The sequence below is a fragment of the Haladaptatus salinisoli genome, assembly GCF_020614375.1.
GTDB classification, from domain to species: domain Archaea; phylum Halobacteriota; class Halobacteria; order Halobacteriales; family Haladaptataceae; genus Haladaptatus; species Haladaptatus salinisoli.
In genome coordinates this window covers 169,884-194,999 of the sequence record NZ_CP085333.1, presented here as the reverse complement: position 1 = coordinate 194,999, position 25,116 = coordinate 169,884, and the positions used below count along the sequence as shown (strand labels likewise).

Sequence of the window (25,116 nt, the reverse complement as noted above, 5' to 3'; positions counted from 1 at the left end):
TGACCTTAATTACGAAGGTAGATAAACGCCAGAGGGATAAAAACGTTATCCTTCATCGTAACATTATTTTCACCTCTAGATGGAAACTATTGGACTATTTAGATTTATGTAACCATGCTATCATACAGGGTTTTCTGAGCTTTTTCTCCTATTCGCTACGTTTTCCGAATCGACGTCAAGTAATGCTTTAATTGCTTCTAGAGTTTCAAGGCGTTCTCCAATTTCTGCTAGTAATTCTGCTTCACGTTTTTGACGAAATGCCTCTTCATATCCATCCAGTGATTCGGAAGTTTCTCTGGTTAATTCTACAAATTCATTTAGCAGTTGTCTTTCTGATAATTCTCCGGGTGGATTTTTGTTTGTCCGCATCACATCCATAGGTTGCTATTAGATGCTTAAATTTTTTATCCTCGAATTTATTCATTATCTATTGTACCATAGTACTTTAATCACATAGTACATGCTGTTCTATTCGGAGTTAAAATAATCTACTCTCACAAGGAGCGTAAACGGTCTCCACTCGTAGTACTCCGCTCTGTCACCCACATAAACGCCACTCACAGATGGTTAAACCGTGTCACATAAGAGAAAATCCAGGATATTTACTAGCTCGGGATGGGCAAAGAATCTCCGAGTTTTTCGGGCACCGCTATGCATGAATTTTGGCTCATTTTGTGACAACAGGGTGACGAGGCGGGGATCGTGGTTCTAGAGCCGGATCCATATCCTGTCAGAGGCAACCTCGTCAAAAGATGATGAATTAGCTGCTGGTAAATGCTTTGTGGTGATCATCATTTATCTGGTTTCTTCCTCTAAATCGGATATTGCTGATTGCTCAGATAGTATATACTAAGGTAATAAAATATTAATCTTAGTCAAAATTTCATTACTTTCTCAAAGCATGACAACCCTAACATTGTAACACAGACTGAGATTAGTTGCAGGGGCATAAACCTGTTTGAAGTGATCAGAGTTATTGTGAGCCGCACAAATTGGTGCCAAAAAACTCTTGTAATAAAGAGCGTTGTTGGTATGGAGGTAATTTGAACCGAAATCACTGAATGGTCTCACAATAGAACAGGTAGAATTGAAAGACATAGACGAAACACCTCGTATGATATGTTTCTTCAGTTGCAATTTGACCCATCCAACAATTACAAGAGGTAGCCAGAAAAACAACACTGTGCCATCGAATTGGACAACGTGCAAGATAGGCAGAAACAGACCTTCTGACGCCATTACTCCAGCCCTCATAGCAAATTCATGTGTCACATTCATCAATTGAGATCCATACAGGAGAAGCATATTCATGCCCATTCTGACCGCTGATATATTGAAAATTTTTCTATTATGTATTTGAGTAGAGGATTCAACGTTAAACGTATTTTCTGCGTTTCTGCTCTGTTGACTCAGATCTCATTCATGATCCCACAACGGTGGTTAAGAGTAGTTTATTGCTTTTATTTTTATTTATGATATTTCTTATGTAAGCAGTCGATGTGAGTACATGCATTATAATTAGAATTTCCTAGTTTGCTAATAATGGACGCCTAAACAGTAGCTCTAAATACGAAGAGAGAAAAACTAGCAACGATGAATCGACGTACCCTCCTTCGGACAGCAGTCCCTGCAGGTCTCTTATTAGCAGGTTGTACTTCACAATCAGATAAGTCAGATACTACACGCTCTACCCACACATCTACATCCCAGCCAACAGAATCGACGACAACGCCAACAACGGAAACCACAATAGAGCAAAAAACAAGTAGAACGTCTCAACAGCAGACGGAGCAAACAACCACCACTTCTGAGGAAACGACCACGACTACTCAATCAGCACCAGACCATCCGACGACGACTGGAATTTTTGACGAGCCAACGCGTGGACCTACTCCATTTAGCGCAAATGCAACTCTCATTGCTTTTGAGGATCCTTCTTGCCCTACCTGCGTGCATTTTGAGAAAAATACGTATCCAAAACTCAAGCGGAACCACATTGATTCTGGTGAGCTCTCCTTCGTTTTACGAACAATACCAGTCGTCGATCAGTGGGGAGCTAGCGCGATCTATGCCCTTGAAGCCACGCATATTCGAGATGAAGAAGCATTCTGGGATCTAAAATCCTATTATTTCGACAACCAAAGCCAATTCAATAGTGATAACATATTTTCGAAAACGAAAGCATTCCTTGAGCAAGAGACCCAGGTACGCGGAGAGGAAATCATCCACGACGCTCAATCGAAAGCGCAAAAGAAACAGGTCAAAGAGGATTATGCAGCTGCAAAGGACGCAAACCTTAAGGGAACGCCAACGTTTGTCGCCTTCCGATCGAATGAGTATGTGACGAAAATTGTTGGAAGACAGAGCTACAGTGTATTCAAAAATATGCTCGGACTGTGAACTACCCCAACCTACCGCTCGCCATTCGACGCGCGCTTGAGGGTGGGCCTCCTGCTTCCAAGACGCGCTTTGCAGGAACTACAGCAGTTCCCGTAGGGAGCGCAGTCTCCACAGGCATTGATTCGGAGCATCCTACTCCTATATCCGCTTTCTTCAACCCTCGGACGAGGATGTTATACACCGCGTTCTAATTCCTATCCGCCGTGAATCCACACGGTGGACTCGAATGTTCACGGACCCACAACGGTTTGTCAGACGAGACACCGCATGCCGTACATTCTTTGGTCGTCCCTCGGGGATTCACTGGAACGTAGTGCGTTCCTTCATGTTCACACTTGTATTCGAGCATCTGCAGAAAAGTTCGCCATGCGACGGATGCTCAGTTGCGTGAATTCGAATCAAATTGCATCATTCCAGCGATGTTCAAGTCTTCAACGGCTACGAGGTCATACTCTTTCGTATAGTAGTTCGAGAGCTTGTGAAAGAAGCCACGGCGCTTTCGTCAGAGGTTGGTGTGACACTCCGTAACGCGACGGCGTTGTTTCTCGTAGTTATCCGACCTCTGTTCCTTCCGCGAGAGTTTCCGTTGCTCACTTTCCAACAGCTCATGTTCGCCCGTTAGGTTGAGCGATTCAACGGCAGTCTCGTCAGTGTCGTGGGCGTACGTTAAAATTCCAACGTCGATACCAACTACGTCGGTGAGTTCGTCGGGTTTCTTGGGTGGTTCACGGTCAGCTTCGACGCCGAAGGTAGCGAACCACACACCGGTTGGCTCTTTCTTGAGCGTGACCTGCTTGAGTTCCGCGTTGTCAGGAATCGCGCGGTGGAGTCGTATCGGAAGATCCGCGAGTTTCGAAAGTGACAGTACCATCTGACCGCCCTTCTTGTCGAGCTTGAAGCCAGACTGACTGTGACTGACTGTACGTGAAACTGCGAAATTCCCGAGGGGGCTTCCACTTGAGTTGGCCGACGCTGTAGCCGTTATCCTTAAGTTTGGAAAGTCCTTTCAGGTTGTCGAATAGCTGCTCTACGAAGACTTGGAGCGTCTGGGAGTACACATCGGAAGGGCCGTCCCACCACTGCTTGAGGTCGGGGAGTTCAGACCGAAGTGACGACATCGACGGCAGTTTTCTGTTGTTTTCACGGTACTCGCCAAGTCGGTAGAGACAATGATTGTACTGTTGCCTACAAATATCGCGGTGACGGTCTAACTCTTCGCGGTGAGCGTCTGGTGGTTCGAGACGATATTTGTGAGCGTAGTACATTCGCTACTCGTTCTTCTCGATATGCTTGTTCAATTTCTCGCGGATGAACGACGAGAGGTTAAGATAGTGCTTTTGCACCCATTTGAGTTGGTCCTCTCAGATTGAGATTGTAGTTCGTTCCACCGTATGTACTATATGTATTTGTCCCGACTTAAACATACCAATCACGTGGGGCTGTGGGCCCAACAATAGAACAGTGTATGAACATATGATGAGGCGCTGTATCCCCTCCCTGCTCGCGCCATTCGGCGCTCCCTGAGGAAGGGAGCTTAGCGCCTGCATTCAGCTAAAAGGGAGGTTTGTCAATTTAATAATCTACCTTCATACCATTTTGTCTGAGGAGATGAGCTACAATCGCCTTCTCCCATTGCACCCGTGTCTCTAGTGCTGTGCCATATCGCGTGGTTTCGATAAGGAATCCAGGTATCTTGAGATCTGCTGCGACCTTATGCGTGAGGCGCGGCCGAATACCATAGAGCGTATTCCCGACTTTAAAATCGTAGATTGATCGATGCGAGTTAAAACGATTATTCATATATTGGACAGTGTTATAGGCATTGGCGCGTGCTCCAGCAATATATGTTGGATAAATTGCTTGGCCAACACCAGGGGGACCCGCAAGCTCATGAAGGATCCCTTGAGAACTATGAAGACTGAAGAAGACATCTGGATCAGCCGCTTCTATAGTCTGCCATAGCGCTCGTGCAAGTTTTGTTGTTGGTTGACTCCCAGGTGGGAAATGATCATTCAAATCCCCATTTTCATTCACATATGTTTCTCTTTGAATGGCAACCGGATTTATTTCCGGAAGCACAATGAGTTTCCCAGAGTCGATTGCCCAATTTTGAACTGCATGCGCAGTTTTCCAGCCTGCTGGTTCAATGCCATGGGTGCCACCAACTACCACTGCTGTTGGTCCCGGAATACGAGATTCAGTGGTATAGATCTTGACTTCTTCCTCTGTTCCCTCAAGAATCGTTTCCTGTGAGTGCGATTGTCTTATTGGGCAGAACTCATCCTTATCTCCCATTACCGTACCGATTTGCGAAACTCCTAGTGCGGATACAGCAGCCGTTGTGCCGGTTTTCCGTAAAAAGGAGCGACGGGAGTGGTCTGAAATGGAAGTTTCTTGATCGTCTTGTTTCATTCTCGCCTTCACCAGATTTGTTAATCTACTTCCTAGCATGATTTTCCGAAATTAACGGATTTTCTATCGTGTGCTTCGGTAACAGCAATGAGCATCAGTGATTTTAATTTTTCGATATAGATTGTCTGGAAGTAAACTGTTGATAGAAGTGAACAATTCAGTAATGATTTCACCGATTAATTAGGAAAATCTGAAATGAGTCAGATATCGACCGGACAGCCGTTGATTTTGCTTGTTCGCATTCCAGCGGATAGCCAATATATCGAGAGCAAAAATACGACCAGTGCAAAAGCTGAGAATGAAAGTCCGTCAAATGGTAGAAGAGTGAGCACACTGGTTGCGCCGACAAAGGAAAGTAGCCCTGTAAGGACAACAGAGCCACATGCCGCACACCCTGCACCAAGCGTTCCAAAAATTACACCCACAGCACTACTGGTCCCACTTTGTAAGTTCGCTGAATGTTCTCGAAAGTAGTAAACGACCATTGAGAAATTAATGCCAAATAATCCAGCACTGAGTAAGAGGAAGATCTCTTTTATCGGGGTGAAAGCAGTCCCTATAATAGGATATAACTGAGAGAATACTATAATTTGTTGCTTGATTGTCAAATAGCCACCAAATAGCGTCGTTTGTACTAGTTCTAAATTTTGTGAGAGGACAAAGACTGAGAGTCCAAGGAAAGCCGAAACCACGAAGCAGATTGTGTATTGAGGAATAGAAAGAACAAGACGAGCAGTTCGTGCGGCCATTCTCAAATCACTCACTTTTGTCGGGAAGCGCTTTTGAATTTGATTAAATGTCACAAGTATTCCTCCATTGACTGGCATTCAATGAGCGAGTCTTTGTTTCCAGTCGTACGTATATTAAACTACAAAGTGGAGGAATAAATAGTTTTCCAATATAGAACATCGCTTTATATGACTATCAAACGTGGATTAGATTGACATTATCTATTTTCTCTATTCATCTTCGGCAAGGAAGGGAGGAAAGCTGACCGCGGGGGCTCTCACAGTAAGCCATGCTCGCTACGCCCACTAGGAGCAAAGAGTAACGTTTCCAGCGGCTCTTGAACACCTACCGAGATGCACTCCACGATGCCTCCGAAGCTGGTGCAAACACGATGTGTGCCGTCAATCGGGCGGCGAAGTTCGACTACTCCGACAAGCGCGAACATGGCTTGGTCTGGCAAGCACCGCAATTAGGTCGCAGGACGAACTTCTGGATACCACTTCAGATCAATTCCGAGCAAGAATTCCTGTGGTTCGATCTACTTTCGCAAGACGCAAAGGCGGGAGAGCTCCGTCTTCAGCGTCACCGGTCGTCGTGGGAGTTACCAGAGGTAGAAGATTGACGATATTGAGGATCAACGTTCTCCACACGTTGTTGCTGCCACTTGGTTATCTTCGAGAATTGCGGTTTGCATTTGGCATCGATAAGTAATACCGTCTCCACTAGGAACTCGAATCGGCTTCCCGACTCCAAGTGGGTCAACAACGAGTTGCAGACGAACGACAATAGTAGATTGTTCGCCGTTTTGGACGTGTGTCCGAAACCAGTCATCAACATTGTCATTGTCCATCGTGACGGGAATAACGATGTCGCGAGTTTCACCTGGGAGAAGAAGCGTCTGTTCAGCCGTGTTCGCTGAAAGGACACCACTCCCTGAACGAAACATCCTCACACCATTCACGTTAGCACGCATTCTAAGCCCTGTTGGATCTACGATAATGGGGATCGTCTCGCTTGGATTGTGAACCCGAAACCGAACTAACAAAGTCGTCTGATTCTGATTCACACGACCCCACATTGCTTCTGCCTCTTGTACCTCTGCTCCGACCGTGACATTCTGACGAACAGGGCCGATATTGAGATACTGAGTGCGTACGTATCTTCCTTTAAGTCGCTGAGTAGCTTGCGTGAGAGAGCCAGAAATCGGGGTCTGATTTTCAAATTGAGTATGATTCGTCGATTTCTGGTGGGTCCAATCCGTAACCGGTGTAGTAATTCGAACGTGGCCATGTCCAGTTGCGTGGATTGTTTCATTTGCTCTGAGAAAATTCACCCACCAAAGCTTCATTTGGTTATTTTGAAGATACGTGGATTGAGTTTGCGTCGTATTTCCTTTAGGAAGATCGACTCTGTCCCGAGTTCCTTCAGCCACAGTAACTCCATTGAGAGTGAGTGAATAGCGAAGGTGGAGTGCTTTTCCAGTCGTGAGATCAATAGGGTAGGGGTTATTCGTCCAAAACGTCGTAATGATCTCGGTTTGCTGGTCAGTGACGGCTCCCCAATCGCCAAAATCTTGAACACCAGCAGAAGGCTTTGGAACTTGACCGCTACTAATCGCTAGAAGGCCACTTCCAGCAATGAGAACTACCACAACAATGATCCCAATAATGAATTTCTTATATGTCGTCATTTGTGTCATTCTATAGTGGAACTAGTCGGGGATAGAGGTAATTTTCGACTGATAGAGGAGTGGTGAGTTTCATGGCATATGATTCCATTGGCCCTTTTTGGATAATTACCAATCTCCAAGACCTCTATTGACAGTAAGTGGGAATGAACAACTATGACGTCGGCAACTGAGTGTTTGTGCTTGGTCAAACTGAGTCCACTAAATTTATGATTACCTCATTATGTTAAGACAGAGTTAATTATACTGAAACATACTATCGATACGCTCTTGTGGTGATAGTGCCTCCAAGGTTATTACATGGCACGCACTGAGGGAGAACTACTACCATTGAGCGGTAGTTATTTCGATGAAAATAGTAATGGCTTCTTGGTGGAAGAGGGAGGGTTATGATTCCCACATCTCTACCTCAATGGTTCACCAGCATTTTTCTAGGTCGAGAAGGGCAGTTTCTGCTCTCACTCATCGTTACAATTGGAATTATCCTTGGTGAGTGGGTGCTTTGGCGATTCTCACGGCTCGCCAAACGGAGGTATCCACATCGGCTTGTGAATATTGGGTTACTGGTTGTGAGTCTACTTCTATTGGTAACAGGCGGCAGCCTCTTCGTGGTTATCTGGGACCAAACCCAAAATGCGGTAGCGAGTGTTAAGGCTCTCGACAAAATCAGGCAAATCGCCATTCGGATAGTGCTAACGCTTGGAGTCAGTGCAGCAGCGTACGTTAGCGCCGGAATGGTCAATCGAATCATTGATCGCCTCTTGGAAAAGACAGAAGAAATCACCCGTCACCAAGGGGAAGTAGTCGCACGACTTTCCGATATCGCGGTTTATGTTGTTGGTGTTCTTGCGGTGATGAGTGTTTGGAAAATTAATTTACAGGGGCTGTTTATTGGAGCCGGTCTTCTCGGAGCCGCTATTGGGTTAGCTGCAAACGAAACACTTAGCGCGCTACTTGCTGGCTTTCAGCTAATGTTCTCTCGACCCTTTGAAATCGGGGATTGGGTACAAATTGATGAACATGAGGGAATTGTAACCGATATTACAATTTTCACAACTCGAATAGAGACGTTTGCTGGAAAGTATGTTATGCTTCCTAATGATGTTGTGAGTAGCGGTACGATTATTAATATTGGACGGAAGGGACGGCTTAGACTCGATATTGAAGTGGGGGTAGATTATGCGACCGATCCTGACCAAGCCATCGCTGTTGCGAACGATGCAATGAAGGAAGTCGATGAAATATTGGCTGTACCCAGCCCTGACGTGGTGCTAAAGCAATTTGGCGATTCTGCAGTACTCCTTGAGCTACGATTTTGGATCGAAAAACCAAGTAGTCGGCGGAAATGGCGTGCAGTTACAGCTGTCGTTCGAGCAGTTAAACTTGCGTATGACCGTGAGGGCATCAAAATACCATACCCACAACAAGAGGTATCGGCTCGAGAGGAGTCAGGCGGATTTCGGGTAGTTGATGGCAGATCATCAATCAAAATCCCGAATCAAGAGTGAATATCTTAAAGTTTTTCTGCGTTTTTAAACGGGGGATCCCCACAACGCCGGTGTAGAGAACGAGATGCCCATCGCATCGGTGAGTCCGTTTCCCTACTGCCACGATACATAGCAAATGATTGACTTACACCCAGAGACCCACGGTTCAACTTGGTCATAGGGATTTCCATTTTGACCGAGTTCTGTAATGGATATGTAGCCAGCGACAAAGCATAATTCGATCATTTTTCACATGGCAAGGCGCGGCTATCGATCGGTTTCTGTTTCGAGAACGTATGTGAGTTTTTGCATCGCCGCCTGATCATACTGTGTGAGATCATACCGATTACTGTTATTTCGTTCACTGTAGATACCGAGAATGTCGAGTTGGACAAGGAGTGAAAGGATATTCCCAAGCATCCGTTGGTTGAGCTCGGGCTCGTCAAGAGCCTCATAGAGTTGTCTCACACATGGATAGTTACGCTGGCATGTTTCGAGTGCCCGGTGCACCTCCTGATGATACGTAGAGAGTAGCCCGTATTTCGTGGGCTGTGCCTCATGGAGAGCTCGGACTTGTGTACTGAGCGTATCTGGCATGGTATGTTACTATTCGTGAGCGCTGTATTCTTGTTTTTGGTTGCAGCGAGTAACAATAATCGATGGAAAGCAGCCATGGTTTAGCAAGAAAAGAACCCTATCATACGTATTCACAGTCGTAAAGGACGCTGCTACGAGTAAGTCTCTCAACGGTAATTATGCTATATGAAAATCAACCGCATATTAATTGTAGTTTTATTCAACATTAGAAAATTATTAGCGATGCTAGGCATCACTCTAGTCAGTGCAGACGAGACAACCATATTCTTCGAGATGATTCCCTCGCTGCAATTACATTTCCACAGAGAGACGCCTTGTCAGATATTTCGGTGAGGTTCTCAAGCGCTTGTTCTGAGAATTCGATCCAGATTTGTTAAGCAGTTACTTACTGTTTAAGAGACAATATATTAGGAACATGGTATATTATATATAAATAATCATAATATCTTTGTCGACTGTCTTTTCATTTATACATACTCGTATCTACGGTTGATTAGATTGCGGTTTACTACTAAGTATTCTCCTAGCAAATCCACCTTAGTGCGTATTACTTCTGATATCTCTGTACTACGGTGCAAGTTAATTTGGTTTTTGTCAAATTATTTTAAATCACACTATACCTTGCCTAAGATAGGGTTAAAGTTTATAGAAGTCGGACGAACAGCTTAATTCTCATTTTGTCCTTATTTCTGTTTCTTTGTCACCCAGATGGCGTGTTAGTCGTTTATTTGACCAAATGAGGAAAGTTTGCAACTGGGATTAGTATGAGGTCCTTACGCAAGAGACGGTCACGGCGTTTGCTTATGGTTTTTCACTCGGCGCGGTATTTATGCCGTTTCTCGCAGTTGTTCTCCTGTTGCTTCTTCATTCCGACCGAGTTCCAGTTGAAGATCAGAACCGTTGGCTTTCCAATTCAGCGCTAGCGGTTAGCGGACTTCTTTTCGTCGCGTTGATAGTTATCCGGGTTCTGAATCTCCTTCCGTAGTCTCGTCACTAGCTTCTCAGCTCCAACAGACGCCCAAGCGGTATTGGATCGGCTGGTTTCTTACAAGGCTCACAACTAGCTGTGGACGCTCACTTCATGACGGCCATGTCGTGTCATTGTCTAATGGATAGATAGGACGCGGAATACGCTTATACGGTAGTTGAGTAAGTCGCTGGTTGGTTTCGCCAGGTGTCAACGCGAAGAGTCGTTTCGCAGCAACATCTTTCCAAGCCGGGCTCAGATATCCGCTCTTCAGGACGACAACATCTCGCGTCGTCAAGTCAATTCCGAGTCGCCGAACGAATTCAGGGTCACGGTGGACGTTTGTCCGACTATCGCTGATTACCACGTCTGCGCCGCCGTCGAGCGATATAAGAGAGGTCCTGACAGCGTCAGTTTTGAGGTGCTTGACCACAGTTCCCGTAACTTCGAGCGGTGTTCTGTCGGGATAGACATGACCAAGTGAAAGGGAGATTGTGGTTCCTACGCTTGCTTCATAACAGATGTCATAGCTATCGGCGTCAGCAATTATAGCGATCAGTGGTGTTCCGAGGTCAGTTCGGTTTAAAATCTCCGAGAGGAGGTTTGTTGTGTTCTCGCCTGCACCCGCGCCGGGGATGTCGCCAGTATCGGCGATAACGACCGGTCGCACGCTTATCTTTGCTGCTTCATCCAACGCGGTAGATGGCGTGTGTGCCTCTGTGGTGAATGCAAAATCATGTCGTCGCTGCCAGAACTCTTGCGCGAGCTCAGCTGCGGTCTCGTCGACGACAGCTGACGCCGATACACCCCCAGTTACGAGCGAGTGACATCCCATATGGGGCGTGTCGGCCCATGGGAACCCCAAAAAGTAATTTGCATCGTATACACCGTCAATTCTATCCGCCTTACGAAGCAGATCGACGAGCGTGCGCATCGGTTCGGCCTCGGACTCGGATTTCTCTCCAGCCAATATCATGGGGAGTTGTTTCCACCCCATAACAAGCGAGGCTTCGCCACGAACAGCCGCAAGCAGGAGATTTGCCGCTCGTACCCCCGTTTCATAGACATCGGTATGTGGAGCAGTTCGGTAGCCTGCGATGCCATCAAGCTGTTCGACCATTCGTTCGGTGATGGTCGCGTGCATATCGAGCGCCGAGGTTATTGGTACGTCATTGCCAACAGCATTGCGAACTGCTGAGAGGAGTTCCCCCTCCGGATCAGGTTCGCCTTCGACAAACATTGAACCGTGGAGATCGAGACAGACTCCGTCTACGTCTTCGCTGGTGAGTCGATCAAGTAGGCGTTGTTTCACCCAGTCAAATGCTTCTCGTTTGACGGTCGCTGACGGAAGGGCACTCGCGCCAACCGTTGGCACTATTTCGACAGCCTCCTCTTCAAGCGTGTCAACGATGCCGCTAAGTGAGCGGCCGACTTCATTGGTTTTCAATAGGTCGGCATCAATTGCGGTCGAAAACGCTTCGAGTTTGGTTGAACCTGCTGCAAACGTGTTAGTCTCATGGCTCATCGTCCCGACTGCGATTCTCATGAAAGTTATTATGCGGCCAATTGTTATGAACAATTCCCTCACTGAACCCTCTTAATTATAGATCTCGGTTGTCGACGTAGCGTCAAGGGAGCACATCTACTAACTGTAAGATAGGCTATTAAGATATTTAAATCAGTGGTTTAATACGTATATTTGTTAAAACAACGTCCGTACTTTTTAGTGCGGCCACGGGCGCATCGGCCAGAAGTATGCTAAGACCGCCATCCCAAGGAGGAGGATACCCCCAATTTTCATCAACGGACCAGCATCCATCTCATCACGAACAAAGGACATGTATAGCACACCGATCGCGGCGACAAGGAAGACGAGCGCACCACCGACAACTGGCTCGTTCTTACCAGCGTAGCCGAGACGCAACACGATAGAGAGAATATCAAGGAGCATCTATCCTTTCCCTCCTGTGAGGGCGATACCTTCCATGAAGGTCCGCTGTGCAAGCAGATACGCGGCAATGACGGGCAATGCGGCGAGGATGACCGCCGCAAGTAGCTGTCCCCACTGCGAGCTGTACCGTCCGGTGAGCAGCCCAATACCGACCTGAAGGGGATACATCGCCGAATCATTGAGAATGACCAGCGGCCAGAGGAATGCTCCCCAGACAAAGATAAAGGTGAACACACCTAATGAGGAGAGTGCCGGCTTCGCCAGTGGCAGCATAATGCGCGTATAGATTTGAATTGTGCTACAGCCGTCCATCCGCGCTGCCTCAAGAAGTGAGTCTGGAATACCAAGGAAGAACTGACGCATCATGAATGTTCCAAAGGGATTAGCGATATACAACACCATAATTGCCCAGTACGTGTTCGACCAATTTATCGCGTTCATCTCCAAATACAGTGGGACGAGCACCACTTGTGGTGGAATGACAAGCGTCCCGATGACGAGAGTGTAGACGAGTGATTTGCCCTTAAAGTCACCCTTCGCGAGGGCAAATCCTGCGAGCGTATCTAGCACTAACGTAAAGAACACGACACCGACTGCTAACACGAGACTATTGAGGACCCAGCGGTCGAGTGGGTTTTGCATCCAGACGTTGACGTAGTTTGCAAACGTCGGATTTGCTGGGATTATTTGCGTGATAGTGGTGAATATCTTGTTTTCCGGCTTAAGAGAGGTGAGAAACGCCCAAATGAATGGGATCGTCATAACCGCACTTGCAGCGATCAGGATCAGATGGGCGACGCCCTTCGCGAGCAGATCGTACCGTGATTTCTCTTGTTCAACGCTTGGTCGATTGTCGTCGAACTCAAATTCGTCAGTACTCAACGTTATCACCCCAGGTACGCTGTTGCAGGGTGCTCAACCCGAAAACGATGAGGAAAAGCACAACTGCGATCGCACTTGCATATCCCATCTCGAACTGCTGGAACCCTGTCTGCCAGAAATAATAGACAATAGTGTAGGTTGATCGCACCGGCCCGCCCTGCGTCATTACATATACTTGTGTATAAACGCGGAACGAGAAAATGAGTGTCACGACGACCACGAAGAATGTCGTCGGCTTCAACAGTGGCAGTGTGATGTAACGGAACCGCTCCCAGCGATTCGCCCCGTCGACAATCGCTGCTTCATAAAAATCGTCAGGGATACCTTTCAGCCCAGCAAGGAAGATAACCATGTTGAAACCAATGTGTTTCCAGATGCTCATGAGTGCGATCGATGCCAACGCCGTGTCTGAACTCTGAAGCCATGACAATTGCGGTAGTCCGATAGCTCCCAAGGCAGTGTTCAATAAACCGTACTCAGGATTGTAGAGCCATGACCAGATAAGTGAGACGACGACCCATGACGTTACGACAGGAAGGAAAATCGCACCAGAGTAGAACTTTGTCCCACGGAGATTCATGTTCAATAACAACGCTAACCCGAGTGCGATAGGTACGTCAAAGATAAGCAGCGCGAAGCTGTATCCTGCAGTGTTGATGATTGCGTTCCAAAAGATTGGGTCATTGACCAACCGTACATAGTTGTCGAGACCGATGAATGGATGCGATTGTGCTAATGGACCCCATTCATGAAGACTGATGTAGAACGCCCCGAGAAACGGCACGAGGAGGATCGCTGCAAAGAGGATCACCTTCGGCAGCACAATGGCATACCATGATAAGTCGGTGTCATTCGCCCCGATATTAGAGACTGACAAATATCCCGTAAAGCGGCGTCGAATGCGCTGTAATCCTTGCGATTGTGCCATGGTTAGAGCAATGCGTTGATGTCTTTAGCTGCCTTATCAAGCGCCTGTTTTGGATTCTTCCCCTGCCACATTGCCTGCGCCTGCGTATGCACACTATCCCACATCTTCGACACTTCCGGATGGCTTGGGAACGAAACCGTATTCTCCATCTCTTGAGCGACCGGCTTCAGTTTTGGATTGTCTTTGATGAATTGTTTGAACGTGTCCGTTTCATATGCGTCCTTACGGCCAGGAAAGCCACCCATGGATTTTGTCACAGATTTTTGAACTTCCATCGAGTTAATGTAGTTTAGCCATTCGAGTCCGAGGTCCTTGTTCGCACCGCCGCGACTTGGAACGCTATAGAACACTCCAGCACTCCACGTGTGGCTTTTATTTACCTTCGGGCCACTGGGGTATGGGATATATTGCCAGTCAAGTCCACTGTCTCGCAGACGCGGATAGTGCCATGACCCAGCGAAACACATCGCCGACTCTCCAGCGAGGAGGTCCTCAATAGCCATCGTTCCGCCTGGGTTACGTGCAATGATCGACTTGTCCTCGACAATCTTGGGTTGCAGGAAGTTCGCTGCCTCAAGTGCAGCATCGTTGTTGATAATCGCCTTCGTCCCGTCGTCGTTGAGATAGCCGCTTCCGTTTGAAAGCGCGAAGCAGTCAAACCCTTCGCCTGCCGACATCGAATAACCGGTTCCATGCTTTTTGGCTAGGGTATCAACCCAAGAGCCGAATTCCTCCCAGCTGGGACGACGCGTTGGGTCGGGGACTTTCAGCCCTGCCTCCTTGAACATTTTTTTGTTAATTGCGACTAAGCGGCAGTCCGCGTACCATGGCACTGCCCACAGTGTATCATTGTAACTGGCGTTGCTCCTTGCAGCCGAAACATAGTCGTCTGCCTTGAAACCATTCTCCTCGAGGTTGAGTGCAACACCTTTGTCTGCAAACCGTGGAACCCAGAGGACCGAAAGCGCCAGGCTATCTGGGGCATTTCCGGCAGGGATGGCCGTTGTTGCCTTCGCGAGGTAGTTCTCGAACGGATAGTACTCCCAGCTGATGTCGGCAATTTTGTCGCTCTTTTTTGAAAGATCCTTTGCCTGTTTTTTACGTATTGGTGAAAGCCCAGGATCGTTCCACGCCCATAGCGTCGCCGATGCTTCACCGTTTCCGCCTCCATTACCGGAGCCATTGCCGTTACCATTACCACTGCCCGAACAGCCAGCTAGACTTGCTGCACCGGCCGCACCGGCCATGGTGATGATCTGTCGTCGAGTAAGATGTCTGTTGCTCATGCTACCCTTGAGGAAAGATATAGGTACTGTACAATAAACCTTCGGTACGTTATAACATATCTAGACAGAGTCTTGCCAGTTTTGGATCAAAGCACACATAACATCAATATGTGCGAATTGTCGAATTCAGGCGCGAGCGTTGATGTCGACGTTGGTAGCAGCGGAAACGTTTCGCGATTTGATTGTCTCGCCGGTTTCAGCATCGAAGAGATGCATCTTTTCTTCAGGGATGTGAAGGTTGAGCGTTGTTCCGGTCTCGACTATCTGCTCTCCGGTGAGCGTCACTGTACACGGTTTGTTGCCAATATCGACGTAAACGTAGGTAATCTCTCCCATTGGTTCCGTTACAGAAACCGGAGCTGAAATCGAACCGGGTTCGTTGTTTGAAGCTATTTCAAGGCTTTCGGGACGAATACCGAGCGTCAATGGGCCTTCGTGTCCGACAAGTTCTTCGCGGGTTTTCTGTGACAGTTCTTGCTGGAAGCCATCATGAATCAGTTTGCCATCGGTGTACTCAACCTCGAAAAAGTTCATCGACGGCGAGCCAATGAACCCCGCGACAAACCGGTTGGCTGGCTCATAATAACACTCTAACGGCGTCCCAAGTTGCTGAAGCTCACCACCGTCGAGGATAGCGATTCGATCGCCCATCGTCATCGCTTCGGTCTGATCGTGCGTAACGTAGATTGTGGTGATTCCGAGTTCCTGCTGGAGATTCTGAAGCTCAGTACGCATTGTCGTCCGAAGTTTCGCATCAAGGTTCGACAACGGTTCGTCCATCAGGAATACTTCTGGTTCCCGTACAATGGCGCGTCCAAGTGCGACGCGTTGTTGTTGACCGCCCGAGAGCTCTCCGGGCTTTTTGTCAAGCAAATCATTTATTCCCATCATCTCTGCCACCTGCTCTACGCGCTGCTCGATCTCATCTCCCGACATATTCGTCGACATTTTAAGCCCAAAGCCAATGTTTTGTCGGGCGGACATATGCGGGTACAGCGCGTAGTTCTGAAAGACCATCGCGATGTCGCGCTCGGTAGGCGGTTGATTCGTGATAGAGTCACCGTTGAGAATGATCTCGCCGCTGGTGACCGATTCTAGTCCGGCAATGCAACGAAGTGTCGTCGATTTTCCGCATCCTGATGGACCGACAAAAATGAGGAACTCCCCATCTTTAACGTCGATATTCAGATCGTCAACGGCAATGATCGATTGGTTCTCGTCCGCGAACTCTTTCCGTAAATTGCGGATGTCTAACTTACCCATGCAAAGTCACTACATGCCGAATTGCGATCAACCATTATAAATTTACAGGTGACTTCATGAGTTGAGGCGATCATCACCATAGACTATCCGTACAATATCATTCGTATGATTCAGCGGCTTCGCGTGCGGTAAGTGTGAGATCAAGCGTTTTTACGGCGTCTTCGAAGTCCGATCGCACGTCAACACCTGTTGGCGTCTTGCTCCGAGTTCTGTCACGCTCGGCCACTGCACGAATGAACGCATTGAACTCTCGAAAATACCAGTCGTCATCGGTCTCAAATTGAACTGAGTCACCGTCGACGATGCCCGAAAGCGAGTGATCAAAGTAGTCAAGTTCGAGGTATGCATCCTCAGCGACGATACGCACCTCGAAACGGAAGGTAGGGGAGGTGCAGGTCGAGGAAATATGTGAGACGATACCCGACTCATGGTCGAGCGTCACCGACGTTGTGTCCTGAAAGTCGATTTCGTCGGCGAGCAACTGCTCAGTTCCGCTTCCAGTCACGTCCGTTACTTCACCTGCAAGATATCGGTGCAGATCGTAGACGTGTGTCGCCTGTTCGACAATCTGTCCGCCCGAGCGCGTCTGCTCTCGCCACCACGATGTTTCGGGAATCGGAGCCCAGTACGTGCTATCAATGTGACCGATTTGACGGCCATCGAGCAGCTCCAGTGCTTGCTCTGTTATCCGTCCATAGCGGCAGACATAGCCAACCTGTGCGAGGATATTCGATTCCTCAATTTGTCGTGCCGTCTCGCGTGCTGTGTCGATGGAAAGGTCAACTGGTTTCTCAACGAAGAGATCGACGCCGTACTTCGCCGCTGTCCGTTCATAATCGCCATGGGCAAACGGCGGAACAGCCACCACGACTGCGTCGATTGACTCGGACTGAAGAAGTTCTATTCCATCAGTATAGGTCGCGGCATTGCGAGAGGCAGCAGCCTCCCGTGCTCGGCTCTCATCTATGTCGGCGATGGCTGCCAGCTCTACGTCGATAGGGTCTCCATTGTGGGTTTTCAACTCCCCATCTATCGCATTGTCAAGCGTTTCCAAGTGAACCGAGGCGATACCTCCGGCGCCAATGAACCCTATCGAGAGCGTCACGTTATCACATATCTCGTTTAGGAGATGTTAAAAGTATCCGCTTCTGCATGGAGAAAGTGGTTGTCACACAAATCTATAAACCAGTGTAGAAGCCACGTTGGTGTACATGAAATTTGCACTCAATCAAATGGGGTTTCCTGAGAATAGTCTCCAAACAAATGCCGAACTACTCGCAGATGCCGGGTATGACGGTATTGAACCGAACTTAACCAGCGACGGACCGCTATGGGATGACGAGGCAGTCGATGAGTTCGCCGACCAAATTGCTGGACTGGGTCTCGATGTGCCTGCCGTCTCAACAACGCTTCACTGGGAGCAGCAGTTATCAAGTACAAATGAAGAGACACGCAAAGCTGGCATCGAAGCTGGTGAACGGATGATCGAAGTTGCAGATACACTCGATGCTGGAGCCGTGCTTATCGTTCCAGCTATCGTCAATGAAGAGACACCGTACGACAAGGCATACGACCGTGCACTAGACTCAGTTCGACACCTCGCCGTAATTGGGTCTAAGTACGACGTGGTCGTTTGCGTAGAAAATGTCTGGAACGACTTTCTGCTCTCACCGTTGGAGTTTGCCGAATTCATCGACCAAGCATCGGAATCCGGGCCGGTCGGAGCGTACTTCGATGTAGGAAACGTCAAACGGTTTGGCCACCCGGAGCAATGGATTCGAATCCTTGGCGAACGAATCGAGCGTATCCACGTAAAGGATTACCGAACCGATGTCGATACAATAGACGCCTTCACCTACCCATTGGAAGGTGATGTCGACTGGACGGCCGTCAATGAGGCGCTGACAGCCATTGGTTACGACGGATGGGTGACCGCCGAAGTGCCACCATACCGAACGGCACCTGAACGAATGCCACCGCGCGTCTGTTCCGACCTGAACCATCTGTTCTCGTAGCGCGAGTAGCATGGTATCGACTCCTACCTCTCGTTTATGTATGGGTCATGATGATATCAAATGTTGTGCCAGCAACCAGTCGGCGCAATGTTTATTATCCACTTGGCTTGAATTTCCTTGCGTATGCATCTCACAGCAATAGTTGCACATCCTGATGACGCGGATATCTTCTGTGGCGGGACGCTCGCTAAGCACGCTGACCGTGGCGACGACGTGACGATAGTCTACATGACCCGTGGCGAATATGGTGGCTTCGACACAACCGAAGCACAACTGGCAGCTACGCGCGAAGATGAAGCTGAAGCCGCTGCTGAAACGCTCGGGGCTAAAGCACTATTTCTCGATTTTGAAGACGGTCGCATCACATATTCGATGGAAAACCGACTTCAATTAGTGGACGTGCTCAGAGAACACCGACCAGACATCGTACTCACGCACTTCCGCGACGATATGCATCCTGACCACCGAACAACCTCTCGGCTGGTAAGCGATGCATACTACATGTGCTCGCTCCCACTGCTAGAGACGGAGTCAGAACCGTGGGAACCACAGAACGTCTATTATTTCGGCAAGCCGACCTCCTCGTTCGAGCCTGAGACGTACATTGACATCGGTAACTATCAGTCGACGAAAGAAGAGGCGATTCTCAAACACGAATCCCAGGTCGAATGGCTCAAAGAGCACGGTGGTATTGATGCAGAGTTCGACGGACTCATTGAGGACGTACGCGCCGAGGCCCGAGTGCTTGGTCGTACTCGAGGCGTTAAATTCGCCGAAGGCTTCGTTCCGCTCCATAAGAGCGCCACTGAGTTTCTTGGCTCAGTATAGTTAGTCCTTTTTCGCTATAATGTTCGGCGCTAGTATATTCTATGTAGTCAGCGAGCGACTTGCCTAGCTTTCACAATATGTATCTAAAGTGAGGTGACAATGTCCCTCTGTTTTCTTTACAATCATAGGATTGTAACCCGATACAGGTGAAATGGGGGGCGGGGGTACCATCCTGAAATGGCTGGAGCGGGCTTATACGACCGAAATCCCGTTAGATTTATCATAGAAATGTTTGTTTTGTCAAACTTTATCATGGATGTCTATGTACCATCAAAGTATGACAGGGACCAACGAACCAATCGAAAACGCAAGCGCTCTTGGAGATACATTTAGCGTACAGGATCACGTCTTCTCAAAGAAACAGTTTCTCGATGTCGGGTATGTCCCTGGTCCTGACCACATTGTTGCTCGCAATGAGGAGATTCGCCGTCTGGCAAGCTCCCTCAATCCTGCTATCATCGGGGAAGCACCAAGCAATGTTTTTTTATACGGGAAAACAGGCACCGGTAAGTCACTGTGTGCCCGATACACGACGCGTCGACTCGTCGAAGCGGCGGAAAACAATGTCTCGGTGGGCCGCGTTATCGTCGACTGTTCCCAAGAGAATACCGAGACTCGTGCGATTAGAGCAACAGTACGAGGACTGAATGACTCAGAAGTGACTGGATTCGTCGTTCCTAAAACTGGACTTGGACGCTCGCGCTATTACAGCCTTCTCTGGGAAGCTCTCGATGCACGCTTTGACGCCGTGCTTATCGTGCTCGACGAACTCGACCGGCTAGAGGGAACGGACTTCCTTATGCAGCTATCGCGTGCGACTGAAGCCAACAAACTTGAGCGCTGTTCAGTTGGCATTATCGGCATCAGCAATAAAATCAAATATCGGAATCGGCTCGAAGAGCGTGTCAAAAGTAGCCTCCAAGAGCGCGAAATCATCTTCACACCGTATGACCGCGACGCTCTCCGTACGATAATTCGAAGTCGGTCAAACGCCTTCAACAGCGGTGTCCTCTCCGACGACGTGGTATCGGAGTGTGCAGCTCTCGCTGCAGACGAGCACGGTGACGCGCGAAAGGCGATTAACCTGCTTCGCCACGCTGGTGAACTTGCCACGATGAACGAAGCAGACAAAATCACTATCCAGCACGTACACAGCGCCAACAACTTAGCCGAGCGTGACCGAGTCAACGCACTCCTCGCTGGATCGACGGTTCAGCAAAAAGCGACGCTACTCGCAGTCGTCTCGTTAGCACTTGTCGAGAAGACGCGGACGTTTAAAACACCAGAGGTGTATGCTGCCTACGAGGATATCTGCGCCGAGTCGGGCTTAGAGACGCTCTCGAAGCGGCGCATCCACGACCTCCTGCGAGAGTGGGAGTTCCTTGAAGTGCTCGAAATCACTCGGACAGGTGGTGGACGGGCCCGTGGGAGCTATCTCCGGCATCGCCTCCTTGAAGACCCATCGGTTATCCGTTCAGCGTTTGAGAATAGCGACCGGTTTGCTCGGATCGGCATTACGTCGGGTACGACTACAACTACTTGGTCGAATATCTAAAGGATACAGCGAGGGTTCAACGGATCACCCGACCTATAGTTGTTTATACACGATTCCTTGCTGGGGAAGTTTTAATACTGATAGTTCCGCACGTTAGAGCTGAATGCAACGAATTGGGTTAGTGGGTAGTGGCTTTATGGCCATGACTCACGCTACCAGTTACCAAGAAATCGCGGATGCCGAGGTGGTTGCGGTCGCATCGCTTGATGATGACCGAGAGACCTTCGCGGCGGAAAACACAGCGGATGCCGACGTCTACAACGATGCTGAGAAGATGATGGCCGAAGCCGACATCACGGCCGTTGATATTTGTACTCCGACGCCGACGCACCGACCATTCGTCGAAGCGGCCGTCGAGCACGAACTGAATACGTTCTGTGAAAAACCACTTGCTCGCACTGCAGAAGACGCGGACGCAATCGTCGACATAGTGGGCAATACTAACATCACCTTTATGACCGGCCATGTGCTTCGATACTTTCCCGAGTATGTTGAGGCGAAACGACGTATCGACGCCGGTGAAGTCGGTACAGTAGGTACACTACACACCGAACGCCTCTCATCGCCACCGCGATATGGCACTAACTCATGGTTCAGTGACAAAGAACAGAGTGGAGGCGTACTACTTGACATGGCAATTCATGACTTCGACTATCTTCGCTGGGTCGTTGGGGAGGTTGATCACGTGTTCGCCCGCACAGTTGAGTGGGACGATGGCCACCTGAATGAGCATTCTTCGGTGCTATTGCGCTTTGAAGATGGAACGGCTGCTCATGTTGAGGCGTCATGGGGTTACCCAGAAGGATCACCCTTTATTACCAGCTATGAATTCGCCGGAGACGAGGGCTTGTTAGAGTTCGACGCACGAGATGAGAATGCAGTCCGTATCTCTGGTGGCGCAAAGGGAACGAATGCCCCTGTCAGTCCGCTGGCAAAGAGTCCGTACACGAAGGAACTCGAACACTTCATTGACTGTGCTGAGAACGGATACGACCCAAATATCTCACCCGATGATGCGCGTCAAGCGGTCAGAATCGCTCTCGCGGCTATCGAGTCAAGCGAACGCGGTGAACCTGTCTCACCTATGGAGGTGGGCGCATGACTGTACGAATCGGTATTTGTTCGACCGCGCATCTTCATGCTGACTCCTATGCCGCCTCGCTAACTGATCGGTCAAACGCCGAGTTTGTCGGCGTTACAGATGTCGGTGACCACATCGACAACACACGTGCAAAAGCTGATGAGTACGGCGTCGATTACCTCGACCCTGACGAGTTGCTTGCCGAGGCAGACGGCGTCATCGTCTGTTCGACGAACACTGATCACGCCGCGTGGGTTGAACGCGCTGCTGACGCTGGCGTTGATGTTCTCTGCGAGAAACCATTAGCACCGACAGTTACCGAAGCGCAGAAAATGGTCAATATCTGTCAAAAAGCAGATATCAACCTTGGTGTGGCGATGCCACTTCGCTTCAGCCAACCAGTCCGGAACGCAAAAACGGCAATGGAAAATGGTGTGCTTGGAGAGCTGAAATTCCTCAGTGGAACGAATCGCGGACAAATGCCTGGTGGATGGTTCGTCGACAGCGAAGCGTCTGGCGGTGGCGCAGTGATGGACCACTCAGTACACATCCTCGATATTGTGCGGTGGATTACTGGTGAAGAGGTCCAAGAAATATACGCAGAAACAGATACTCGATTCCACGACATTTCTGTCGAGGATGTGAACCTCCTATCGATGACACTCACCGACGGAACGGAGTTTGTCCTCGACGGGTCGTGGAGCAAACCCAACGAATGGGATTTCTGGGGGGACGCGACGCTTCGACTTGTTGGTACAGAAGGGGTTGTCTCCATTGACTGCTTCGACCAAAAAATAAAACAAACACGTGATACTGGTGCCCCTGGGATTCAGTCGGTGTACTGGGGGTCAAATCCTGACGAGGGGCTTGTCGCCGACTTTGTCAACGCCGTTGCGGAGAATCGGCCACCACTTAAAACGGGCGCAGACGCCGTCAACGACGTTGCTGTCGTCGAAGCGGCTTATGAGTCCGCGGAACGAACCGAATCTGTCGCCGTCGAAACAGCCGAAACCACCGCTCCAACAAGCTGATAGAATTTCTATGATATCGGGAAATTGATTAATATTTGACTGTAACTGGTTGGCCCTGTTCGACTGACTCGTACGCAGCATCAATAACTGCAGCAGTCTGCACAGCATCTTCGAGGGTCGTTGCAGGGGCGGACTCTCCACGAATAGACATGACGAAATTTCGTAACAAGGCGTTGTTCGGGTCAGCGCCCCAGTAAATGGATTCATTGTGCTTTCCGTGAGCGGTATCTTTGACGCGTGTATACCGGTAACCGAAGCAGTCCGCCGAAAACGTTGATTTTGTCCCTACGAGTTCGACCCTACCATCACCCCAAAATGAGTCCTTCTGTGGCGTGCTCCACGACCCATCGAGGAAGAATGAGGCGCCGTTTGAGAGCGTCATCGACAACAAATTCACGTCTTCAACCGGAAGATCGTAGAATCGGGTATCCGTTTCGGCGTACACCTCTTGAACCTCCTCACCGGTAATCCACCGCACAATATCGACGATATGATCTGTGTGGTCGGCAATGGCTCCACCACCAGCCAGTTCAGGATCAACAAACCATCCACCCGGCATCCGACCGCGGTTTACTCCCGAGACTGCGACGAGTTCGCCGACTGATCCTGCTTCGTATCGCTCTTTGAGTTGCCGCATCGGGTGACTATAACGAAGCGGCATTGCCATTCCCGTGATGACGTCGCTTTCGGCGCACCGCTTGTGTATTGACTTCGCTTCCGCTAGTGATGTTGCGATTGGTTTTTCTAAAAGAAAAGCAACATTATGCTGAAGTGCAAGGTCGATTAACTCGTCGTGAGCAGTAGTTGTCGAGCAGATAACTACCCCTTCGGCTATCTGCATCAGTTCACGATGCGACATCGCCGATGTACCGACGGCGTTCGCTCGTTTACGCGCTTGATCAGCCGTCTGCTCGGAGATTCCAACAAGGTCGACTTCTGGTAATTTTGATAGAAGCGCTGCGTACACCTCTGCGTTAACGTGGGCGGTCGAACAAATACCAATGGGAACGGTCATAACGATTCCTCAGCGATTGTAATCGGTACCTGCTCGTCGACAGACTGGCGTACAGCGATTGTGACTTGCGAGGCATTGATCGGAGTAATATCTAATGGGGGCTTTTCACTGTTCTGAATATGGGTGATGAACTCGCGCAGCAATCGACCCCGACAGTCGTTTTCCGGCGGATCTACGTTTAGTGGCTTTGACTTTTCTTGGAGTGCAGTTGATGCATCACGCTCATTGAAACTGAGACGCCCGTGATTGCCGCTATACTCGACACTGACGCGTGGTGAAGGAGTTTCTTCCTTGCTCCAGGTCGTTTCGATGGTCGCTCGTCCACCGTCTTGGAATGTGAGCACAGCATGTGCATGGTCGTATCGTTCGCTAAAGCGAGCCCGAGCGAAGACACGCCCAACAGTACCGAATGTCCAATCAAGAACGTCAATATCATGAGCGAGAACAGAGCAAAGCGCCTCCACATGGTCGGTAGCGGCCGCGACACCGTCATACGAAGTGTTCCATCCGAGACCGCCAAAGGGTGCGGTTCGTTTGATTCTGGCAACGCCAATTGTTCCAATAGCACCTGCTTCAACGTCTGACCGAAGTTGGCTGTACAGCCGTGAGAAGCGGTGGGGGGAGTGCGCCATCAACCATCCGTTCTCGTTCGACGCTCCTGAGACAAGTCGATCGAACTGTGTCTCATCAAGCGCGAATGGCGGATCACAGCGAATTGGAATCCCCGCATCACGAGCTGCATTGATCATGTTGTCGTAGGCTGCGCCCGGTCCGCAGATGTCCACCCCATCTACGTCGTCGCAAAGCGCGTGGGCTAGTGAATCGTAGACTGGTACGTCGAGATCGTCAAGTGATTCATCGGCAGGTCCGACAGCTCCACAGACGGTCATTTCGCCGAACCGTTTGTAGCGTTCAACATGCGCTTGCACCGCCGCCCTCCTTCCAACCGTGACGATGCGAGACATAGGGATACGTCTTATAGCACTTGGGATAAGTATTGTG

At 49.2% G+C, this 25,116-nt stretch carries 20 protein-coding genes and 1 pseudogene; 7 read left to right on the top strand and 14 right to left on the bottom strand.

Translation table 11 applies throughout. The annotated features are described in order from the left end of the window. Positions 1-120: 120 nt before the first annotated feature. A complete protein-coding gene (locus LIX00_RS25150; RefSeq protein ID WP_227357421.1) occupies positions 121-369 on the bottom strand; it encodes a hypothetical protein in 249 nt (82 codons plus the stop codon). 1,224 nt (positions 370-1,593) lie between these two features. On the opposite strand from LIX00_RS25150, the gene LIX00_RS25145 reads away from it, so the two are divergent. Next, the gene (locus LIX00_RS25145; protein ID WP_227357420.1) at positions 1,594-2,400 is read left to right on the top strand and encodes a DsbA family protein; all 807 of its coding nucleotides are present in this window, start codon (positions 1,594-1,596) and stop codon (positions 2,398-2,400) included. A gap of 1 nt (position 2,401) precedes the next feature. On the opposite strand, the pseudogene LIX00_RS25140 reads toward LIX00_RS25145, so the two are convergent. The 4 genes and pseudogenes from LIX00_RS25140 to LIX00_RS25120 all read right to left on the bottom strand — a co-directional run bounded on the left by LIX00_RS25140 (position 2,402) and on the right by LIX00_RS25120 (position 7,231). Continuing rightward, positions 2,402-3,665: pseudogene (locus tag LIX00_RS25140) on the bottom strand (RNA-guided endonuclease InsQ/TnpB family protein). Between the two features lie 307 nt (positions 3,666-3,972). Beyond that, positions 3,973-4,812, bottom strand: a complete 840-nt coding sequence (locus LIX00_RS25135) for a M14 family metallopeptidase (protein ID WP_227357419.1) — start codon at positions 4,810-4,812, stop codon at positions 3,973-3,975. A 200-nt stretch (positions 4,813-5,012) separates the two neighbouring features. Continuing rightward, the gene (locus LIX00_RS25130) at positions 5,013-5,615 is read right to left on the bottom strand and encodes a hypothetical protein (protein WP_227357418.1); all 603 of its coding nucleotides are present in this window, start codon (positions 5,613-5,615) and stop codon (positions 5,013-5,015) included. Between the two features lie 560 nt (positions 5,616-6,175). After that, positions 6,176-7,231 carry an LEA/WHy family protein gene (locus LIX00_RS25120; RefSeq protein WP_227357417.1) on the bottom strand — a complete coding sequence of 352 codons (1,056 nt, stop codon included), beginning with the start codon at positions 7,229-7,231 and terminating at the stop codon, positions 6,176-6,178. A 386-nt stretch (positions 7,232-7,617) separates the two neighbouring features. Here LIX00_RS25120 and LIX00_RS25115 point away from each other — a divergent pair, with 386 nt between their 5' ends. After that, positions 7,618-8,736: a mechanosensitive ion channel family protein gene (locus tag LIX00_RS25115; RefSeq protein ID WP_227357416.1), complete on the top strand. Its 1,119-nt coding sequence runs from the start codon at positions 7,618-7,620 to the stop codon at positions 8,734-8,736. 1,655 nt (positions 8,737-10,391) lie between these two features. Here LIX00_RS25115 and LIX00_RS25105 read toward each other — a convergent pair. The 7 genes from LIX00_RS25105 to LIX00_RS25075 all read right to left on the bottom strand — a co-directional run bounded on the left by LIX00_RS25105 (position 10,392) and on the right by LIX00_RS25075 (position 17,694). Next, on the bottom strand, positions 10,392-11,825 hold the full coding sequence (locus tag LIX00_RS25105; RefSeq protein WP_227357415.1) for a M81 family metallopeptidase: 1,434 nt from the start codon (positions 11,823-11,825) through the stop codon (positions 10,392-10,394). Between the two features lie 177 nt (positions 11,826-12,002). Further along, positions 12,003-12,230, bottom strand: coding sequence for a hypothetical protein (locus tag LIX00_RS25100; protein WP_227357414.1), 228 nt, complete (start codon positions 12,228-12,230; stop codon positions 12,003-12,005). Then, the gene (locus LIX00_RS25095) at positions 12,231-13,121 is read right to left on the bottom strand and encodes a carbohydrate ABC transporter permease (protein ID WP_227357413.1); all 891 of its coding nucleotides are present in this window, start codon (positions 13,119-13,121) and stop codon (positions 12,231-12,233) included. After that, complete coding sequence (locus tag LIX00_RS25090) at positions 13,102-14,040, bottom strand: carbohydrate ABC transporter permease (RefSeq protein WP_227357412.1); 939 nt, start codon at positions 14,038-14,040, stop codon at positions 13,102-13,104. Before LIX00_RS25090 ends, LIX00_RS25095 begins: the two co-directional genes overlap by 20 nt. A 2-nt stretch (positions 14,041-14,042) precedes the next feature. Continuing rightward, positions 14,043-15,287 (bottom strand): sugar ABC transporter substrate-binding protein, encoded by a 1,245-nt coding sequence (locus LIX00_RS25085; protein ID WP_227357411.1) that lies wholly within the window; start codon positions 15,285-15,287, stop codon positions 14,043-14,045. 165 nt (positions 15,288-15,452) lie between these two features. Next, complete coding sequence (locus tag LIX00_RS25080) at positions 15,453-16,589, bottom strand: ABC transporter ATP-binding protein (protein ID WP_227357410.1); 1,137 nt, start codon at positions 16,587-16,589, stop codon at positions 15,453-15,455. A gap of 97 nt (positions 16,590-16,686) precedes the next feature. After that, complete coding sequence (locus tag LIX00_RS25075; protein WP_227357409.1) at positions 16,687-17,694, bottom strand: Gfo/Idh/MocA family protein; 1,008 nt, start codon at positions 17,692-17,694, stop codon at positions 16,687-16,689. A gap of 106 nt (positions 17,695-17,800) precedes the next feature. Here LIX00_RS25075 and LIX00_RS25070 point away from each other — a divergent pair, with 106 nt between their 5' ends. From LIX00_RS25070 to LIX00_RS25050, 5 genes are all read left to right on the top strand, one after another. Continuing rightward, complete coding sequence (locus tag LIX00_RS25070; RefSeq protein ID WP_227357408.1) at positions 17,801-18,604, top strand: sugar phosphate isomerase/epimerase family protein; 804 nt, start codon at positions 17,801-17,803, stop codon at positions 18,602-18,604. Between the two features lie 123 nt (positions 18,605-18,727). Next, the gene (locus tag LIX00_RS25065) at positions 18,728-19,432 is read left to right on the top strand and encodes a PIG-L deacetylase family protein (protein WP_227357407.1); all 705 of its coding nucleotides are present in this window, start codon (positions 18,728-18,730) and stop codon (positions 19,430-19,432) included. A 277-nt stretch (positions 19,433-19,709) separates the two neighbouring features. Continuing rightward, on the top strand, positions 19,710-20,987 hold the full coding sequence (locus LIX00_RS25060; protein WP_227357406.1) for a Cdc6/Cdc18 family protein: 1,278 nt from the start codon (positions 19,710-19,712) through the stop codon (positions 20,985-20,987). A gap of 103 nt (positions 20,988-21,090) precedes the next feature. Further along, positions 21,091-22,089: a Gfo/Idh/MocA family protein gene (locus LIX00_RS25055; RefSeq protein WP_227357405.1), complete on the top strand. Its 999-nt coding sequence runs from the start codon at positions 21,091-21,093 to the stop codon at positions 22,087-22,089. After that, positions 22,086-23,099: a Gfo/Idh/MocA family protein gene (locus LIX00_RS25050; protein WP_227357404.1), complete on the top strand. Its 1,014-nt coding sequence runs from the start codon at positions 22,086-22,088 to the stop codon at positions 23,097-23,099. The genes LIX00_RS25055 and LIX00_RS25050 overlap by 4 nt, the downstream gene beginning before the upstream one ends. A 28-nt stretch (positions 23,100-23,127) precedes the next feature. Here LIX00_RS25050 and LIX00_RS25045 read toward each other — a convergent pair whose 3' ends face one another. Together LIX00_RS25045 and LIX00_RS25040 are read right to left on the bottom strand one after the other, a co-directional pair. Next, a complete protein-coding gene (locus tag LIX00_RS25045; protein ID WP_227357403.1) occupies positions 23,128-24,114 on the bottom strand; it encodes a Gfo/Idh/MocA family protein in 987 nt (328 codons plus the stop codon). Next, entirely contained in the window at positions 24,111-25,079 is a 969-nt protein-coding gene (locus LIX00_RS25040) for a Gfo/Idh/MocA family protein (protein WP_227357402.1), read from the bottom strand. Before LIX00_RS25040 ends, LIX00_RS25045 begins: the two co-directional genes overlap by 4 nt. Positions 25,080-25,116 lie beyond the last annotated feature (37 nt).

Excerpts from the sequence above, each read along its gene's own strand:
- LIX00_RS25150 (WP_227357421.1), bottom strand. The coding sequence starts at position 369 with ATGCGGACAAACAAAAATCCACCCGGAGAATTATCAGAAAGACAACTG.
- LIX00_RS25145 (WP_227357420.1), top strand. The coding sequence starts at position 1,594 with ATGAATCGACGTACCCTCCTTCGGACAGCAGTCCCTGCAGGTCTCTTA.
- LIX00_RS25135 (WP_227357419.1), bottom strand. The coding sequence starts at position 4,812 with ATGAAACAAGACGATCAAGAAACTTCCATTTCAGACCACTCCCGTCGC.
- LIX00_RS25120 (WP_227357417.1), bottom strand. The coding sequence starts at position 7,231 with ATGACGACATATAAGAAATTCATTATTGGGATCATTGTTGTGGTAGTT.
- LIX00_RS25115 (WP_227357416.1), top strand. The coding sequence starts at position 7,618 with ATGATTCCCACATCTCTACCTCAATGGTTCACCAGCATTTTTCTAGGT.
- LIX00_RS25105 (WP_227357415.1), bottom strand. The coding sequence starts at position 11,825 with ATGAGAATCGCAGTCGGGACGATGAGCCATGAGACTAACACGTTTGCA.
- LIX00_RS25100 (WP_227357414.1), bottom strand. The coding sequence starts at position 12,230 with ATGCTCCTTGATATTCTCTCTATCGTGTTGCGTCTCGGCTACGCTGGT.
- LIX00_RS25090 (WP_227357412.1), bottom strand. The coding sequence starts at position 14,040 with ATGGCACAATCGCAAGGATTACAGCGCATTCGACGCCGCTTTACGGGA.
- LIX00_RS25085 (WP_227357411.1), bottom strand. The coding sequence starts at position 15,287 with ATGGCCGGTGCGGCCGGTGCAGCAAGTCTAGCTGGCTGTTCGGGCAGT.
- LIX00_RS25080 (WP_227357410.1), bottom strand. The coding sequence starts at position 16,589 with ATGGGTAAGTTAGACATCCGCAATTTACGGAAAGAGTTCGCGGACGAG.
- LIX00_RS25070 (WP_227357408.1), top strand. The coding sequence starts at position 17,801 with ATGAAATTTGCACTCAATCAAATGGGGTTTCCTGAGAATAGTCTCCAA.
- LIX00_RS25065 (WP_227357407.1), top strand. The coding sequence starts at position 18,728 with ATGCATCTCACAGCAATAGTTGCACATCCTGATGACGCGGATATCTTC.
- LIX00_RS25060 (WP_227357406.1), top strand. The coding sequence starts at position 19,710 with ATGACAGGGACCAACGAACCAATCGAAAACGCAAGCGCTCTTGGAGAT.
- LIX00_RS25055 (WP_227357405.1), top strand. The coding sequence starts at position 21,091 with ATGCAACGAATTGGGTTAGTGGGTAGTGGCTTTATGGCCATGACTCAC.
- LIX00_RS25050 (WP_227357404.1), top strand. The coding sequence starts at position 22,086 with ATGACTGTACGAATCGGTATTTGTTCGACCGCGCATCTTCATGCTGAC.
- LIX00_RS25045 (WP_227357403.1), bottom strand. The coding sequence starts at position 24,114 with ATGACCGTTCCCATTGGTATTTGTTCGACCGCCCACGTTAACGCAGAG.
- LIX00_RS25040 (WP_227357402.1), bottom strand. The coding sequence starts at position 25,079 with ATGTCTCGCATCGTCACGGTTGGAAGGAGGGCGGCGGTGCAAGCGCAT.